Origin of the sequence: Peribacillus sp. NPDC097198 (assembly GCF_044762055.1) — a bacterium.
Classification (GTDB): Bacteria; Bacillota; Bacilli; order Bacillales; family DSM-1321; genus Peribacillus.
Genome location: NZ_JBIWDO010000004.1, coordinates 327,948 through 344,313 on the forward strand (window position 1 = coordinate 327,948; position 16,366 = coordinate 344,313).

Genomic DNA, 16,366 nt, shown 5'->3' on the forward strand with positions numbered 1-16,366 from the left:
CCTATTTTTTTGATAGGTTACCATAATAAAAGTTTCTCGCATAACCTATCTAAATGAGTCAAATGCCCCCTCTTTTCCATTAACCACCTTGTTTGTTCATGCATATAATTTACTATCAAACGATAAGGACCATATTGGGGGATGTCTCTTATGGGCAAGAAAAATCAGCCAAAATTCAAATTAGGCGATACAGTCGTAATTATAATGTATGGGACAGTCGGGAATATAACCGATGTTAAAAACGTTATTTACTGGCTCTGTAAACACTGATATAATAGGGTTTAAGGGGTTGATTATTTTTTATGTTGGCAGCGATATATTTAAGACTTTCACGAGATGAAGAAAAACAGGGCTTAGAGGATATTTTATATAATCATCGTGAAGCATTAGTAAAATTAGCGAATGGTAATAATTTCAAATATGAAATTTACCAAGAAGTAAGTAGTGGTAAAAATAATGAAAGACATGAATTAAATAAATTGTTAGAAAGAATTGCTGACTATGATTATGTTCTTGTAATGGACTTAGATAGACTTACGAGGGATAACATATATGCACTTCAATTAAAGCAAAAATTTATAATAAACGATATTAAGATTATAACTCCAAACGGTGAAATTAATTTTGAAAACGAATCAGATAATCTTTCATACAGTATTAAAAGTATGTTCTCAGAATATGAATGGGCTCAAATTCGTAAGCGTATGGGTAGAGGAAGATTGGCAGCAGCTGGACAAGGCAAATGGGTTGGTAGTAATAGAATTCCACTTGGATTTGCAAAAGATGAAAATAAGAGATTAGTTATTGTAGAAAATGAAGCAAAAATAATTCGTTTTATTTTTGAAAAAATTATCCAAGGATATTCGACTAATCGTATTTCAAAAGAGCTAGACATGTTATGTTGGAGGTCTAGACAGGGAAAAATAATTACAACATCTCATATTACATTGATTAGAAAAAACCCTGTCTACTACGGTTGTGTTGCAATGAAACAAAGAACTAATGGAAAAGTTGTCGATGAAGTATTTGTTGAAAATGCTCATGAAGCTATTATTCCAAAACAACTGTGGTTAGAAGTTCAAGAAATTGCAGAAGGAAGAAGTAAAGAATTTAAGTTTAGACAAAAAGGTTCAATAACAAGAAAACTTCAAGGACTTATATACTGTAATTGCTGTGGAAGAAAAAGATACATTCAAAAAGATGGTTCCGGAGTAGATTATATTAAAACATGTTCTTACAAAGTAGATAATAATAAATGTGAAGATCGGGGCCATAAGTATCTCCCAGTTGAAGAAGATATATTAGAAGCTGTTAAGAATGAAAAAACGAAAATAATCAAAGAACTTGAACAATTAGAATCAACAGATGTTTCTTCTATTGAAAGTAAGTTGGAAGAACAAAAAATATCATTGAAAAGAAATTTAACTAAGATAAATAATAGGAGAAAAAATCTTACAATCATGCGTTCTGATGGAGAAATTACAAAGAAAGAATTTGAAGAACTAAAAGATGAATTTGAATTTAAAATTCATCAACTTGAACAACAAATTCAATTAATCGATGAACAGAAAGAAAGTTTATCTAATACAGAAGTGAAACAAGAGCAACTTAGAAATACAATATACAATATTGAACATCTTGATGAATTCGGTATAGAAGAAACAAATGCCTTTCTAAAGTCAATAATTAGAAAAATAAAGTTCAGTAGTAATATGAAGAGTAGTCATGATACTACAAAATCCAAACCAAACCCAACAATTAAAATAGACTGGATTCAAGAAATTTAGTTTGTGTAGCACTAAAACAATATTTACTTTAGCGCGTTAAAGTGATAAAATATATATAAATAAAAAACCTTACCCATTATAGAGCTGGCACTCTAGGGTAAGGTCTCATAACAATTCACAAGGAACTGTCATTGTCATTATATCAGTGTTCTTCCTTGTACTCAAGGAGTAGATGTATATGTTGGTAAATGGAAAAATGGAAGAACTAAAAAAATATAGTAAAAATACATATGATAAACAAGCTTTTGTAGAAGAAGTGAAAAATAATTGGGACCTCACTGATCTTCAAATAAGAATGACCTACTTAATATCTGATTTGGCGGTAAAAGCAGATGGCGTTTTTTCAATCGCATATAATACATTCGTTAATATGTTTGAACGTCGATTCAGTATGAAGATTAGTTTATCTTCTGTACGTCGCTTTTTTAACTTACTCTCAAAAATTGGAGTATTATCAGTTAATGCTGCTAAACGAAAAAACAATAAACAATCTGCAAATATTTATATTGTTGAGAATGTCAAAAATGAAATTGCTGTAGAGGAAAAACTTAATGAAAATCATGAGCACCCAGAAGAACAAGCATACGAACACCATGAAGAGCATCATAATATACCATTAACTAAACCATTAACTAAACCTCTAAATAATAATCCTAATTTCAATTGTAATTGCAAGGAATCCGATATTGAAAGATTTAAAAGTCTATTAACCAATGCTGCTAATGAAATGTATCCTAAATTTTCTTTAGGTAGATGGTCAAAAAAACAGTGGAATACTCTAATTACTCAATTTGTGAATGATACGATTACAAGTGGACGGTATAAAAATGTATCTGATGAGAAGATTCAGGGATTTGCATATAGATGTCTTGAAAAAATTGTTTCTAATTCGGATTATAAAAGATCTCAAGACTTTTATGATTATCAACAGATAATGTCTGAATTGGCTCAAAACAAAAGTAGTAATGAAACTAATGAAGAGTATCCATTTGTTTACAATTGGTTGGAAAACTGAGTTATAATAATATTAGCAAATAGCAAATAGCAAATAGCAAATTATGGAGGTTATAACTGTTATGGTTAATTCTCATGATGTTGTTAGTATAGCTGATATTTTAGGGGTTAGCTCATCTACTGTTAAAAAGTATTATCTACTTATGGAAGAAAATAATTATCGTTTTCAAAGGAACACTATTGGGCGAGTAACTTTTTCCGAAGCTGATTTAAATTTATTCCTTAGATTAATCTCATTAAAGAATGAACCAGGGATGACAGTGAAGAAGGCGGTAAAACAAATTATTGATGAGAGTATGGAAGAACAGCATACGATTATTAACAGGTTAGAGCCATCACTACATGAACAGAACTTTCTTAGCGTTACAAAAGAAGAGTTTCGAGAAGCAATTAAAATAATTGAACAAATTGAAGAGTTGAATAAGGATTTAAATCTAACTGTTAAAATGATTAATAAAAATCTAAAAGTAATTAAAGCATAAGTGAGAGTAATAATCAGATAGCTCTCAGAGGCTCGCAATGGCTCCGTATTGATTCTTAAATAATGTAATGGATATTTAACTATAAACCTTTTCTAAGGGTCCAGTAATGAGCGATTTTAAATAAAAGGGAGCTGATTTAAATGAAAGCAGAAGAGATATTAGAAATGATTGGAAAATTAGAAAATGAAGAACGTTGGATGCTACTCGATGAAATGTTTAATATGTATTACAACAATAGAGGGATTCCAAAAACTGAGCTGGATTTAGAGTATTAAAAACATATTCGAGAAGAGGGCTGCGATTATTTCGCAGTTTTTTTTTTTGGTTTGCTTTACATTCTTGGATAAGAAGATATAAAGACTCCGTAAGAAAAAACAAAACAAACTTATTGGAGGAATTTTATTATGAATCAATCTAACCTACGTCAATTAAAAAACAATGTGGAAATTATCGGAACTCTAAAATCTAAGGAACTTGAGGTTAAAGATAGTGCTGCAGGGAAGACATTTATTTCTGGTAAATTAGTTGTTCAAACAATAACGGATGAGAAGGTTAACGAACATGTTATTAAAATATTTGTCATGGAATCTTCAAAGTTATATAAAGGAATAGAAAAAGTTAAAAATGAATATAAAACGATTAATCAAGATGGAATTAAAAATGCGGACCGTATTAAAGTAAAAGGCACGTTAAAACTAAACGAGTACTTTGGAGCTCAAGAAAATCTAATTCAATACAACGAAGTTAGAGGTATGTATTTCCAACGACTTGAAACTAACAATGAAGAACAAGATTATGCTCTTGCATCCATTGAAACAGTTATTGAAGGATTCTCTGAAAAAGTAGATGAAGAACAATTGCCAAAAGGACAATTTGCTGTTAAAGGATTTACTGTTGGATGGAATGATGAAGTAATTGAATTGAAGGATACTTTTATTGATGCAGATTTATCTCAAGCATTTATAAACTTATACGAACCTGGGTCAACCGGTAGATTATCTTTTAAATTGGCGAGCTACGCTGAAGACGTAGAAAAACAACAACAATCGATAGCTACTGGATTTGGGAAAAATGTAGAAATTAAAGATATATTTGAACCAACTAAAAAATACGTAAGTAATATTAGAATTGTTGGTGGAGATGTACCTTATGTTGATAGTAAAAAATATACTTTAAAAGAAATTGAGATTGCAAAACAAATAAGAATAAATAAAATTGAAGAACTGAAGATTAAAAATAATATCTCAATCTCGCAACAAAACAACGGATTTGGGCAAGGGGCACCGGTTCAAAATGTAGAATCTGAATCAAAGCCATTTATTGATCCCAACGGGATGCCAGACTTTTGAGACTTTTTAACAACCTAATAAAATATTTAGACCTTAGCATGTTAATGCAAGGTCTTTTTTTATATAAAATCAATAACTTATTAATAAAATAAAAGGACTGTGACATAATAAATAGTTAAAGTAAAACCCTTTATGTTAGAACACAACCATATTCTATAAAAATTTGTTAGAAGGGTAACTCATCATCGTCTATGTCTATAACTATTTTTATATTAGATAATCTCACATCTATATTATCTAATACTATTTTTTGTTTGTCTGGACCTAATCCTTGTAAAAATTGATAAAAATTAGTGACTATTGCAAGGGGTATATCCTTTATCGATTTAAATGTATAAGAGTTATTAATAAAGCAACTTATTAATTGTCCATTATCCTGTATATAGTCTTCCAAAGAACTATTTAGAATAAGAGTAGATAATTGATTTAGTATTATATTTGGGTCTTTAACAGGCTCGTATCTATTTGAATGGCGTACTATATATTTTGAAAGTACTTCTGCAAAATCCCTATATAAATTCTTTTCCACTTCTGTGAAGTTTATTGCGAGTACACCTTGGGAAATATCGACTGATATATCCTGAAACTTTGAGTATCTTTCACGAGGGTCTAATTGAATCATCTTATCAATAATATATTTAAATTTAAAATTAGGAAGATCCTCACCAATAATCCTACTAAACAATTTTCCAACAAAGTAAATTTCACTTTGATGGTTGTATATTCCTTCAAGATCTGTTTCGTTAGGCAACTGAGTTACAGGCCAGTTCAAAAGGACACTTCTGCCATCCTTATCCTGGCCCACTAATTTTTTTCCAAATCCAAAATCGATGACCTTAACATTCTCTTGTTTATCTATCATTATGTTTGCTGGACGAATATCCCTATGCAATATATTATTAGCTTCAAGATATTCAAATGCAGATATTGTTTCAGTAAAAATTTCTGGCCATTCTTTCAAAAAAGGCTCAAATTCGGCAATTGAAACTCCGTCTATATATTCCATTTGAAGATACCCTAGTTTATGTTCAGGATATAAGTAGTAATTATAAACTCTTACAATGTTAGGGTGGGATATTGTAAATAAAATTTTAATCTCATCGACAAATCGTATGTAATTCTCGTCAATATAGTTAGAGTCTTTTGGTGCGTACTTTTTAAATGCAAAAAACATATCAGTAGTTTCATCTTTAAAGAGGTGAGTATCTCCAGTTCCTCCTTGACCAAGAGTCTTTACATGTATAAATTGCTTTTCTGTATTAAATTCAACTACGGTACCTGGTTTGACCATTTAACTACCCCTCCATTCTACCTATTTTAGATTATTTTAACATAAATTACTAATTTTGTAGAGAAGTGGAAATACCCCGATTTAGCGAATCGCATTTTTCCCATCCTATTAAATATCATTTATCTAATTAACCTTTGGTACTAGATAATAAAATTCATATTTTTTTAAAATAATTTGAATACGTCGTTATTTAAATATGGTTTTATGCGAACTCTACTTCGTAAGATTCTTTTTGTCCAACCTAAAGGTTGTCCAAAGCTAGTAATTTAACGTATTTTCAAAAAGTGGAAATACGTTGTCCAGAAACCCTTTGGTACCAACACTTATTGGACAATTTTGTAATAATAAATAATATAAAGTGGAAATGATACGAAAACCTTTCGAAGAAAGTTTGAGTAAAAGTTTACGACAGTGGTGCTCCGTTTAATTTACGTTCTAAAACCTCCGGATATATTAACAACAAGAAATAACTATCTTGGAGGAATTAAAATGACAGTAAAAGTATTAGACGCAATTTGTGGATCAGGTAAAACAAGTTACGCAATCCAACATATTAATGAAAGTCCAGACAAACTATTTATCTATGTAACCCCATTTTTATCAGAAGTTAAGAGAATCAAAAATGAATCCATTCAAGAATTTTACGAACCAGAAATAAAATATGGCAAAGGTAAAAAATCAAATCACATAAAAGTTCTTGTTGAAGAAGCAGCCAATATTGTTATGACTCATGAATTATTTGCTAGACTCGATCCAGAAACGTTAATGAACATTAAGTTAGAAGGATATACGTTGATTATGGACGAAGTAGCTAACGTGCTAAACACTGTTGGAGACATAACAAAAGATGATATTCGATCTTTAAGAGATTCGGACATTCTTAGAATTGAACCAACTGGAGAAATCACTTGGCTCGATATCCTTTATGATGGAGTCTTCAATCATTTGAAGGTATTAGCTATGAAGAAAAATCTGTTCATTCATAATGGAGTAATTATATTTTGGACAATGCCAGTGATAAATTTCAGTTCTTTCGAAGAAGTTTATATCCTTACTTATTTATTTGATGGGCAAATTCAAAAGTACTACTACGATATGCATGAAATCAAATATCAAAAATATTCAGTAGTCAAAGCCAAAGAAAAATACAAATTAACTCAGTATTCAAAGAGTCTTGAACCTAGAGAGTATATTGGAAGTCTTCTTGGTATTTATGAAGATTACCAGAATGGAAAATCAATTAGTAAATTGAATACGAATTATCTAGTCAAATCTAATAAGCCTGATAAAGCTTTATCCAAAGCATGGTTTCATAAAGCAAATACATCTCAGATTGATCAACTTAGAAAAAATCTATTAACCTTCTTTACGACTCAAGCTTTAACAAAAGTTGATGATCTTTTCTGGACTACTTTTAAATCTCTAGCTCCAGAAATAAAAAATAAAAAATGTAAGATTAATAAGAAAGACGACCGTTCCAAAGATAATTTCATTCCATTCAACACAAGAGCTACAAACGCTTACGCAGATAAAACAGCAATGGCTTTCGTTCTTAACCGTTTCATGAATCCTAATGAGAAGCAGTTCTTCTCCAGTCGAGGAATAGAAGTGGATGAAGATTTATTAGCTACCTCAGATTTAATTCAATTTTTGTTCCGTGGTTGTATACGAAATAACAAACCTATGGATTGTTACATTCCATCAAGTAGGATGAGAACTCTACTGAAAAAATGGATAAATTATGAAATATGAGAAAGGCCGTATAATTAATTATTAAAACGAACAAAAAAGTTGTTAAATTCAACAAAAATCCGTACAAATTCCCTTTGAAATATATATATATATTAGAGAGTTATAGTAGTTTTTCGTTACTATAATAAAGAAAGTTTCTCCAGACTTTCTTAAATTTTTTCAACGTTAGAACAAAAGAGGAATAGATATTCTCATTTCATTTCTCAACCTAAGGCGCTCAAATTAATTGAGTGTCTTTTTATTTTTTGCCTACTGCAAAAATTGTTAAACTCAACAATTAATATCTTGAAATTCCTTAACTGGAATTAACAATATCAACAAATATATGGAGGTAGACAGATGGAAATGGAACTACGTATCGTTACATCTCAATTAGAAGCTAATTCTGATGGTTCATTGACTGTTTCGGGTTATGTAAATAAGACAGATCAATTAAGTAACATCTTAGGAGTCACAAAAAAGTTCGTTGAGAAAATTGCAAAGGGTGCTTTCACAAGAGCCATCCAATCTGCTTCAAGAGATATTGAGTTTTTAGCAGAACATAAGAAAGACTTAATCCTTGCTTCAACTCGAAATGGTTCATTAGAACTTACCGAGGATGAACAAGGTCTTTTTATGAGAGCAATCATTACTCCAACGTCTTGGGGCAAGGACTACTATGAGCTTATTAATTCAGGCATTCATAGAAACATGTCCTTTGGATTCAGAACTATTAAAGATAAGTGGAAATTGATTGAACCTAATCTTTATGAAAGAACTATTGAAGAGTTGGAACTATTCGAAGTAAGCGTTGTAAAGGATCCAGCTTATTCTCAATCAACTATTGCTGCTCGTGGTATTGATCTTGTTGAAGAAGTAAAGGTACCATCCAAGGTAGAACTATCAAAAAATAGAATCGAAGATTCAGTTTATAAAAAAGAGGAGAGAAAATCCAATATGAAAACAGTACATTATTATGGACAACCAGCAAAAGAATCTGAAGAAAAAGAACAGAGAAAAGCTGAATATAAACAGGTAGAAAGTTATTTACGTGGAGAAGAACGAGCATTGAACCATACTGGTAATGGTACTAGTGCTATTCCTCAAAATGTTCATCAAGAAATTATTAAGAAGCTAGAAGAAACTGCTCCAGTATTTGGACGGTCACGAAAGTTTCCTACTCTTGCAGGTTCATTGAAAATACCACGAGAGAATAGTACTGATCAAGCAGGATTTGTAGGAGAAGGCCGCGATGTTACAGAATTAGCATTATCATTTGGAGAAGTAAAACTTGAACAGAAACGAGTTGGTGCATCAATATCATTAACAAATATGTTAATCAATGATTCTGGTGTTAATATTGTTGATTATGTATCAGATCTGTTATCTCGACGAGTTGGAAAGACAATTGAAGCGTCTATTTTTACTGGTAATACGGAAGAAGAATTCCGTGGTATTGTTCATGACACTGATGTTAAAGAAGTTAACGTTGTAGTCCCTGTTGGAAAGAAACTTATAGACTCTTTGAAAATTGAAGATTTATTAGACCTTTATAACACAATTCATCCTGACTATCTTACTGATTCAGCCTTCTACATTCAGAGAGATGTATTCAATGTGATATCGAAAATGAAAGATGAAGCAGGGCACTTTTATATGCAGAATGGATACGTAAATGGAAAATTAACTTATACTTTGTTTGGTGCTGAGATTATCGTAACTAATTCACTTACTGCTGAAAATCCTATTGTCTTCGGGAATGTTGGATTAGGATATGCAGTCATGGTTAAAGGTGAATCGGGTCTTCAGATGATTACAGACACTAAGAACGCTCTCGCAGGTACAAAAATGTTCATCTATGATATGTACGTTGATGGAGCTGTATTCAATCCAGAAGCTTTAGCGAAGTTAACTGTTTCTGAATAATTTTGTAAATGTATTACTTAAGTTAAGAATAATGAAGGAAGTGGATGAGGCCCTATCTCTGAAACTTCCTTCTTTTTTTGCATGACCGATAAAAATGAGGTACTTACTATTTACTAGAATTATTGATTTGAAATAGAGATTTAGCTTTCTGTCTACATTTAATGACTTATAGATTAAGTCAGCATAATTGAAGGATATGGCTAATATAAGCTTTTTAGAATTAATTTTTACATTACAACAACATACACAACAATATTAGAAAGGGTAGATAACGATGGAAGAGAAGATTAAACGTTTAAATGATATTAAAGAAGATGTAGGTTTTGATCTATATCGCAAAGCAGTGACTAGGGTGGTTGCATCATACTACTCAAAAGTGTTATCAAACAGAGGTAAGAAGGTCAAGCGAACTGAGGTATGGGATAGGACAAACTTAAAGCTAAAGGAGTTAGGATTAGAAGAAGTGTCGTACGAGTTCATGAGAACTGTGGTTTGAATTAAATTAAAATAGAATGAAAGTTGAATGAGTATAGTAATAGAATATGGTGAAAACAAGAGTCAGAGTAGTCTGAGCTGATGAAGGGAAGGTTGGTAGAGTCTAAGAGTAGGATGAACAAAGAAAAGCAAAAATGAAAAGAGTTTAAACAAAAGTTGCCATCCCTAATCTCGAGTTAGTATGGCCTACTTCCAAATGAAAAAAGCCAAAATGCTTAAGAATAACGTGGAAGGGTACACTTTTTGCAACAGTACATTTTGAAGGCTCCAGTGAAAATACAGAAAGGATTGATTTGATGAACATAAAACCAAGTCATTTAAAGCATGATTCGAATCCATTTAGACAGAAACAGAACGAACAAAAGAAGCAAGAAATAAAAGAACAATTTAAAAAAGTTGACTTGTCTCGACCTCTATACTTTCATCTTAGAAACGAACTTGTCTATCATCTTCTAATAGAAAATCTTGAAAAGTTATCCTTGAACATTCATTTGAAAGACATTGATACATTTGCTCTTGTTTCAATTGCCAACAGCATTGATCTTTTAAGTGATGTTGAAAGAGACTTGCAGCAGTATGGAACTACTACAATTGGAAAAGACAATCAAGGAACGAAGAAAGTAGTTGTTAGTCCATTGATTGCAGTAAGAAATACGACTTTAAACACATTAAATCAACAGTTGAAGAACTTACAATTAGACCCAACTTCAAGGCAATTGCTAAGTAACTCAATTCTTAATGATGTTAATATGTTCGAAGCGGATTTTGATGCTATTGAAGGTGATGAAGATATTCAAAGGATAATTGCTAAAGCAGTTGGAGGTAAGTAATATGAGTAGTGACTTGATAAAGATTTTGAATGGAGGGACTGAAAAAGAACCATTTAATAAATCACATGAGTATTTAATAAATGTAAAGAACTACAATCCAGTTCAAGCTATGAACTTATTGTTGAAAGAACCAACTGTTTTCTTGGCACCGGTAACTTTCATTATGTTCAGAGCTGATACTAAACTTAACATCACTATGAAAGATTATGCAATGATTATTATGAAGCAAGCTAGGAACAAGAACAATCAGAAATTATTTGAAGTAGCTCATGCCACATACAAAATTGCAATGAATGTTGATCTCTAAGCCTAATTGAGACTTACTATCTTGGTTAGGCCGAATTTTTTTTGCCTACGGTAGTACCTACAAATAAAATGTTTCAATATTGCTTAGAAAATTCAGACCAATAATATATAATTAATATTAGAAATTATTAAGGAGGAAACTGGATGCCTGGATTAGATAGGATTAAACTTAATGGGTATAAATCTATATTAGATTTAGATATAACTTTAAAACCACTTAACGTGCTTATTGGCGCAAATGGTTCTGGTAAATCAAATTTTATTTCTTTCTTCAAACTTTTAAATCATTTAGTCAATGAGAATCTTCAAAATGCAGTAACAAAGTCTGGAGGAGCGAATACATTATTCTATTTTGGTACCAAAACGACTGAAAAAATTAATTTCAATTTGAAATTTGATCGGAATTCATACCGAGTTGAATGGGAGGTATCTGATGATTCAAAGTTGTATTTTTCTTCTGAGACTTTGGGTTTCCAAGGAGATGGGTATGATACACCTTATTTGACCACTATAGGATCAGGTAACTATGAAACATTACTCAGAAAAGTATCTAAGAGAAGCCCTAACAGAACTGTAGTAGCAGATCACGTCATCAATAATTTGAAGGGATGGAAAGTATATCATTTTCATGATACTAGTGATACTTCAAAGATGAAACAAGCATGTTCAATTGATGATAATACGTATTTTAGGGAAGACGCATCTAATCTTGCAGCTTTCTTATATAAAATGAAAGAAAAATATCAGAGTAATTATAATTCCGTGGTACAAACGGTGCAATTAGTAGCCCCTTTTATAAAAGATTTTGATTTATCTCCTTTAGAATTAAATGAAAACAAAATTCGCTTAGCGTGGTTACATACGGAATCGGATGAATACTTTGATGCAAGCCAGCTATCTGATGGAACATTAAGATTTATTTGTATAGCAGTACTTTTATTACAACCTGATCTACCAGACACTATTATTTTAGATGAACCTGAGCTAGGTTTGCACCCATTTGCTATTAACTTGTTAGCTTCGCTATTAGAAAGTGTTTCTAAAAAAACACAGGTTATTATCTCAACTCAATCACTATTATTACTAGATAATTTTGAGCCAGAAGATATTGTAGTAGTGGATTATATTAAAAATACTTCGAAATTTCAGCGCCTAAATAGTGAGGACTTATCAGATTGGCTTGAAGAATATTCCATAGGAGAACTTTGGGAAAAGAATTTGCTTGGAGGTAGGCCTAAATGAAACAAGTAATGATTTTAGTCGAAGGCCAAACTGAAGAAGCATTTGTAAACATGGTTTTACAACCATATCTTAATGAAAAGGGTATTTATTTAAGTACGACTATGGTTTGTACTAAAAAAGTAAAGGGAGTTCGTAGGTATAGAGGTGGTATAGGTGATTACGATCAAGTGAAAAGGGACCTTTCAACTCTTTTAAAATCTTCACATTTTAATTTAGTAACTACTTTTCTTGACTACTATGGTCTACCAAGCAATTTTCCAGGTCAAAGCAAATTACCTATTGGTGATTGTTATGTAAAAATTGAACATCTAGAAAAAGAACTAAAAGAAGATATAAGTAATGTTAATTTTCACCCCTTTATTATGTTGCATGAATTTGAAACTATGATATTCTGCGATATATACTCTTTAAGGGACTTTTTTAGCGACAAACCCAGGAGATTAGATAAATTAAATAAGGTTTTTGTAGAGCATTCAAATCCTGAGCTAATAAATAATTCTCGTGAAACAGCACCTTCAAAGAGAATATTAGAAGAACTTGAAAACTACGAGAAACCATTACACGGACCTATAGCGATAAAAAATATCGGAATTGATAAAATCAGAGAATTATGTCCTCACTTTAATGAGTGGCTAACTTATATTGAAAGTTTGTAAGTTTTGACCCATTCTACTTGGTGTAGAGAATGAGGTGGCGCAATGCTTACATATTTCCCTCAATCTATTAAATAAAGATAAGGTTTAGTCTATTTTTATACCTCTGCCAATGTTAAGATAAATTGGATTATGTTACCGAAAAAATGGTTCGAAAGGGGGAATAAAAAATATGAGCAAACATATGATTGTTACTTATAGTGCTGAAAAGGCAAAAGAAGGACATGTAGATCCCAATTTTACTCAGATTGTATACGGGAACAGCAATAAGAATGGAAATAGTATTAGAAACAATTTAGATATAGGCTCTTTCATTTTCTTCAATGCACGAATAGACAATAAAAGATATATTACTGCCTATTTTTACGTTGAAAAAATATTGATCAAAGGTGAAAATGATCAAGAAATTGACTCTTTAAATTGTAGTGCTAAGGAAGATGAAGTTATTATAATCGGAAGTAGGTTACATTCGAAGGTTTTAACTATCCCATTAGTTTTGAATAAGGATTTAATGGAAAAAATTACATCTTATAACGCCGACAGTGATTACTTTGAAAGTAAAAAATTAGCAGGAATCGGAGAGCTAGAGGCAATAAAGGACAAAACATTAAATCCTAAGGTTATAACAGAAGAAGAAAAAGAAATGCTTATAAAGTTATGTAAGAATAGAGGCTAATTAATTGACAATAAGTCTAGTTAATTAAAAAAAGTAAAGTGGAGTAAGACTGGTGTAAACCAGTCTTTTTTCTGTTTACTAAACAGATTTTAACACTTCATGGGAGGAACTAAGGAAAGTTACTAATGTTTTTGAACACTTTCTCGATGGAGAAGTTATTTAAGTTAGAGAGGTAATGGTGGTATCAAAGTAAAAGTTATCTATATAGAAGAAAGTCATTTGAAAGAAGTTATGAAAAGATGAAAAGATAAATATAAAATTGTAGCTGATTTGAATAGAATGGGTTAATTAACTATGTCTTGATCTTTCAAAGTAAAATATTTTGATTACTGCTTTACAAATTGATTCGGCAAGATATAAGAACCTCAGACGAAGTGTCTACATATCTTATTCTGAGGTGAAAACATCATGAACTACGGAGTTACTTTTGAAAATGAACCGAATTATAAATTGATAGCAAAACGCTTGGTGGACTTGACCACCAGAACTTCTCATTCAACAAATGATAATAAAGAGAAAGATAATAAAAAAGTGTAGCTCGTTCTAAAATTTAGAACGAGTTTTTCTTTTAAATCCTTTGGTATCAGTGTTTCATTAAGCCGATAAATAAAAATATTAACAGATATAAAATATCTCGATGGTTCTTATGTGTATGAAGTAAATTACAGCGAAGGCCTATATATTGAAAAGACATTACAGTCTATAACTGAATACGAAGGAGAAATCCTTTATCAACAGGAACAAATCGATATCGAATATAAATATATTATCGGTGATTTAGTCCAGGTCGATGGATATGAATATGATTATTTTAAGATAATTGGCTATCGAACGGAGATTTGGCGCTATAAAGAGAATGCCTGGGAAGATGTGATATATGAATTATCACGTATCTCCGATGGGGAATGGCTGGAAGCGCATGAAGAAGAATTGACTTTAGTAGCCGATGCCAAACGTGCAGATGCAATCATTCAAAAATTGGGGCTGCTCCTTTCTAATAAGAATAACGAGCTTACTATCATTGCTAAACAAAACAACCCTGGTAAAGGTGAGCGAGATATGACTATGACAAAAAATGAAAAAATGGAAATGATTGATGGACTGTTGGATTTATATAATGATTATTGTAAGCTTTTTCATCAATTTGGCGATGATGAATATCAACATATCATGAAAATAGCTCTTGCTAAAATTGAGAAGGCGGCGGAAGAAATTTACCCAGGTCACAAAAAAGAGCATACGAAATAAAAGGTCTCGAAAAGGGATGTATACACTTTAGCACGAGCCGATGAAGACTCATCTCTAAGAAATTGAATCAACGAATAAAGTGTAGGATATGCGTAAGTTTTGAGAGAAAATGCCCTACTGGCATATTTATACCTATACATTCATACATCTTTAATTAAGGGGGCGATGATTTGCGAGAAATTGAGGTTTTTATTGATACTGAAGAGATAGCGGAATTCTTTTACCAAGAATTATTAAAGCGGGGCTATCTTCCAAAAGAATCTGAAGTTGAAGATCTTGCTGACATCACATTCGAATACCTTCTTGAAAAATGCATTATTGATGAGGAAGTCGATGAATGATGTATCATCAATCAATGGGCAGTTTTCTTGCCATTACTCCTTAAAATCAACTAAAAAGACGGCGGGTTTCCGCCGTTTTGCTGCGTTCCACCGATCACTTAAAGAGTGTTATATCCTACTTCCTGCAGTAGATAAAGAAGTTCTATTTTCCTAATATGGGGTTGGTATGTTATAGTAATTGGGAATGTCATTTCAACCACTTCAAGGAGGGAATTTTAAGAATGAGCGTACATATTGGTGCTAAAGAAAATGAAATTGCGGAAACGGTTTTGCTTCCTGGGGATCCGTTACGTGCAAAATATATTGCTGAGACGTTTTTAGAGGATGCTAAATTATACAATGAAGTTCGTAATATGTTTGGGTATACAGGAACTTATAAAGGAAAACGTATTTCCGTTCAAGGTACAGGAATGGGTGTCCCTTCGATTTCGATTTATGTAAATGAATTGATGAATAGCTATAATGTCCAAAAACTTATCCGGGTTGGGACAGCTGGTGCCATTCAAAAAGATGTGAAGGTCAGAGATGTAATCCTGGCTATGAGTGCCTCTACAGATTCACAAATGAACCGCATGACATTCGGTGGCGTTGATTTTGCTCCTACTGCTGATTTTGATTTATTGAAAAAAGCTTATGATGCAGGGGTGGACAAAGGGTTGCAATTGAAAGTCGGAAACGTATTTACCGCAGATCAATTCTATAATGATAATAGTGAATTGGAAAAGTGGGCCAAGTACCAAATCCTTGCTATAGAAATGGAATCGGCTGCATTATATACACTTGCTGCTAAGTTTGGTCGTAAAGCATTATCCGTTTTAACGATTTCCGACCATCTTTTAACAGGTGAGGAAACAACCTCCGAAGAGCGCCAAACAACATTCAATGAGATGATTGAGGTTTCTTTAGAGGCAGCGATTCAAGACTGACTATAAACGTTATCATTTACGGGTAGCCAGGAATAGAAGAAACTAAGATATTTAGTTTCTTCTATTCCA

Annotated in this window: 18 protein-coding genes; 17 read left to right on the plus strand and 1 reads right to left on the minus strand. The window is 31.8% G+C overall.

All coding sequences use genetic code 11. The features are described from left to right. Nucleotides 1-302 precede the first annotated feature (302 nt). The 5 genes from ACIQXQ_RS09385 (at nucleotide 303) to ACIQXQ_RS09405 (ending at nucleotide 4,632) form a co-directional block, all read left to right on the plus strand. Nucleotides 303-1,787, plus strand: a complete 1,485-nt coding sequence (locus ACIQXQ_RS09385; protein ID WP_402956828.1) for a recombinase family protein — start codon at nucleotides 303-305, stop codon at nucleotides 1,785-1,787. 178 nt (nucleotides 1,788-1,965) lie between these two features. Then, nucleotides 1,966-2,802 carry a hypothetical protein gene (locus ACIQXQ_RS09390; RefSeq protein ID WP_402956830.1) on the plus strand — a complete coding sequence of 279 codons (837 nt, stop codon included), beginning with the start codon at nucleotides 1,966-1,968 and terminating at the stop codon, nucleotides 2,800-2,802. A gap of 61 nt (nucleotides 2,803-2,863) precedes the next feature. Next, on the plus strand, nucleotides 2,864-3,283 hold the full coding sequence (locus ACIQXQ_RS09395; protein ID WP_402956832.1) for a MerR family transcriptional regulator: 420 nt from the start codon (nucleotides 2,864-2,866) through the stop codon (nucleotides 3,281-3,283). A 140-nt stretch (nucleotides 3,284-3,423) separates the two neighbouring features. Further along, the gene (locus ACIQXQ_RS09400) at nucleotides 3,424-3,558 is read left to right on the plus strand and encodes a hypothetical protein (RefSeq protein WP_402956834.1); all 135 of its coding nucleotides are present in this window, start codon (nucleotides 3,424-3,426) and stop codon (nucleotides 3,556-3,558) included. 129 nt (nucleotides 3,559-3,687) lie between these two features. Continuing rightward, complete coding sequence (locus ACIQXQ_RS09405; protein ID WP_402956836.1) at nucleotides 3,688-4,632, plus strand: hypothetical protein; 945 nt, start codon at nucleotides 3,688-3,690, stop codon at nucleotides 4,630-4,632. Nucleotides 4,633-4,798: 166 nt separating this feature from the next. On the opposite strand, the gene ACIQXQ_RS09410 is transcribed toward ACIQXQ_RS09405, so the two are convergent. After that, a complete protein-coding gene (locus ACIQXQ_RS09410; RefSeq protein ID WP_402956838.1) occupies nucleotides 4,799-5,923 on the minus strand; it encodes a protein kinase family protein in 1,125 nt (374 codons plus the stop codon). 489 nt (nucleotides 5,924-6,412) lie between these two features. Between ACIQXQ_RS09410 and ACIQXQ_RS09415 the strand changes: the two genes are divergently transcribed. The 12 genes from ACIQXQ_RS09415 to deoD all read left to right on the plus strand — a co-directional run bounded on the left by ACIQXQ_RS09415 (nucleotide 6,413) and on the right by deoD (nucleotide 16,297). After that, a complete protein-coding gene (locus ACIQXQ_RS09415) occupies nucleotides 6,413-7,675 on the plus strand; it encodes a DEAD/DEAH box helicase family protein (RefSeq protein WP_402956840.1) in 1,263 nt (420 codons plus the stop codon). 339 nt (nucleotides 7,676-8,014) lie between these two features. Continuing rightward, nucleotides 8,015-9,580 carry a phage major capsid protein gene (locus ACIQXQ_RS09420; protein ID WP_402956843.1) on the plus strand — a complete coding sequence of 522 codons (1,566 nt, stop codon included), beginning with the start codon at nucleotides 8,015-8,017 and terminating at the stop codon, nucleotides 9,578-9,580. A gap of 274 nt (nucleotides 9,581-9,854) precedes the next feature. Then, nucleotides 9,855-10,076: a hypothetical protein gene (locus tag ACIQXQ_RS09425; RefSeq protein ID WP_402956845.1), complete on the plus strand. Its 222-nt coding sequence runs from the start codon at nucleotides 9,855-9,857 to the stop codon at nucleotides 10,074-10,076. A gap of 295 nt (nucleotides 10,077-10,371) precedes the next feature. Further along, nucleotides 10,372-10,905 (plus strand): P27 family phage terminase small subunit, encoded by a 534-nt coding sequence (locus ACIQXQ_RS09430; protein WP_402956847.1) that lies wholly within the window; start codon nucleotides 10,372-10,374, stop codon nucleotides 10,903-10,905. 1 nt (nucleotide 10,906) lies between these two features. Then, a complete protein-coding gene (locus tag ACIQXQ_RS09435; RefSeq protein ID WP_402956849.1) occupies nucleotides 10,907-11,212 on the plus strand; it encodes a hypothetical protein in 306 nt (101 codons plus the stop codon). 143 nt (nucleotides 11,213-11,355) lie between these two features. After that, nucleotides 11,356-12,453 (plus strand): AAA family ATPase, encoded by a 1,098-nt coding sequence (locus ACIQXQ_RS09440; RefSeq protein ID WP_402956852.1) that lies wholly within the window; start codon nucleotides 11,356-11,358, stop codon nucleotides 12,451-12,453. Continuing rightward, nucleotides 12,450-13,109, plus strand: coding sequence for a DUF4276 family protein (locus ACIQXQ_RS09445; RefSeq protein ID WP_402956855.1), 660 nt, complete (start codon nucleotides 12,450-12,452; stop codon nucleotides 13,107-13,109). The genes ACIQXQ_RS09440 and ACIQXQ_RS09445 overlap by 4 nt, the downstream gene beginning before the upstream one ends. 169 nt (nucleotides 13,110-13,278) lie before the next feature. Beyond that, the gene (locus ACIQXQ_RS09450) at nucleotides 13,279-13,782 is read left to right on the plus strand and encodes a hypothetical protein (RefSeq protein WP_402956857.1); all 504 of its coding nucleotides are present in this window, start codon (nucleotides 13,279-13,281) and stop codon (nucleotides 13,780-13,782) included. 408 nt (nucleotides 13,783-14,190) lie between these two features. Beyond that, nucleotides 14,191-14,319, plus strand: coding sequence for a hypothetical protein (locus ACIQXQ_RS09455; protein ID WP_402956859.1), 129 nt, complete (start codon nucleotides 14,191-14,193; stop codon nucleotides 14,317-14,319). Nucleotides 14,320-14,430: 111 nt separating this feature from the next. Then, a complete protein-coding gene (locus ACIQXQ_RS09460; protein WP_402956861.1) occupies nucleotides 14,431-15,030 on the plus strand; it encodes a hypothetical protein in 600 nt (199 codons plus the stop codon). A 170-nt stretch (nucleotides 15,031-15,200) separates the two neighbouring features. Then, the gene (locus ACIQXQ_RS09465; RefSeq protein WP_402868951.1) at nucleotides 15,201-15,371 is read left to right on the plus strand and encodes a YozD family protein; all 171 of its coding nucleotides are present in this window, start codon (nucleotides 15,201-15,203) and stop codon (nucleotides 15,369-15,371) included. Between the two features lie 221 nt (nucleotides 15,372-15,592). Continuing rightward, complete coding sequence (gene deoD / locus ACIQXQ_RS09470; protein WP_402868949.1) at nucleotides 15,593-16,297, plus strand: purine-nucleoside phosphorylase; 705 nt, start codon at nucleotides 15,593-15,595, stop codon at nucleotides 16,295-16,297. Nucleotides 16,298-16,366 lie beyond the last annotated feature (69 nt).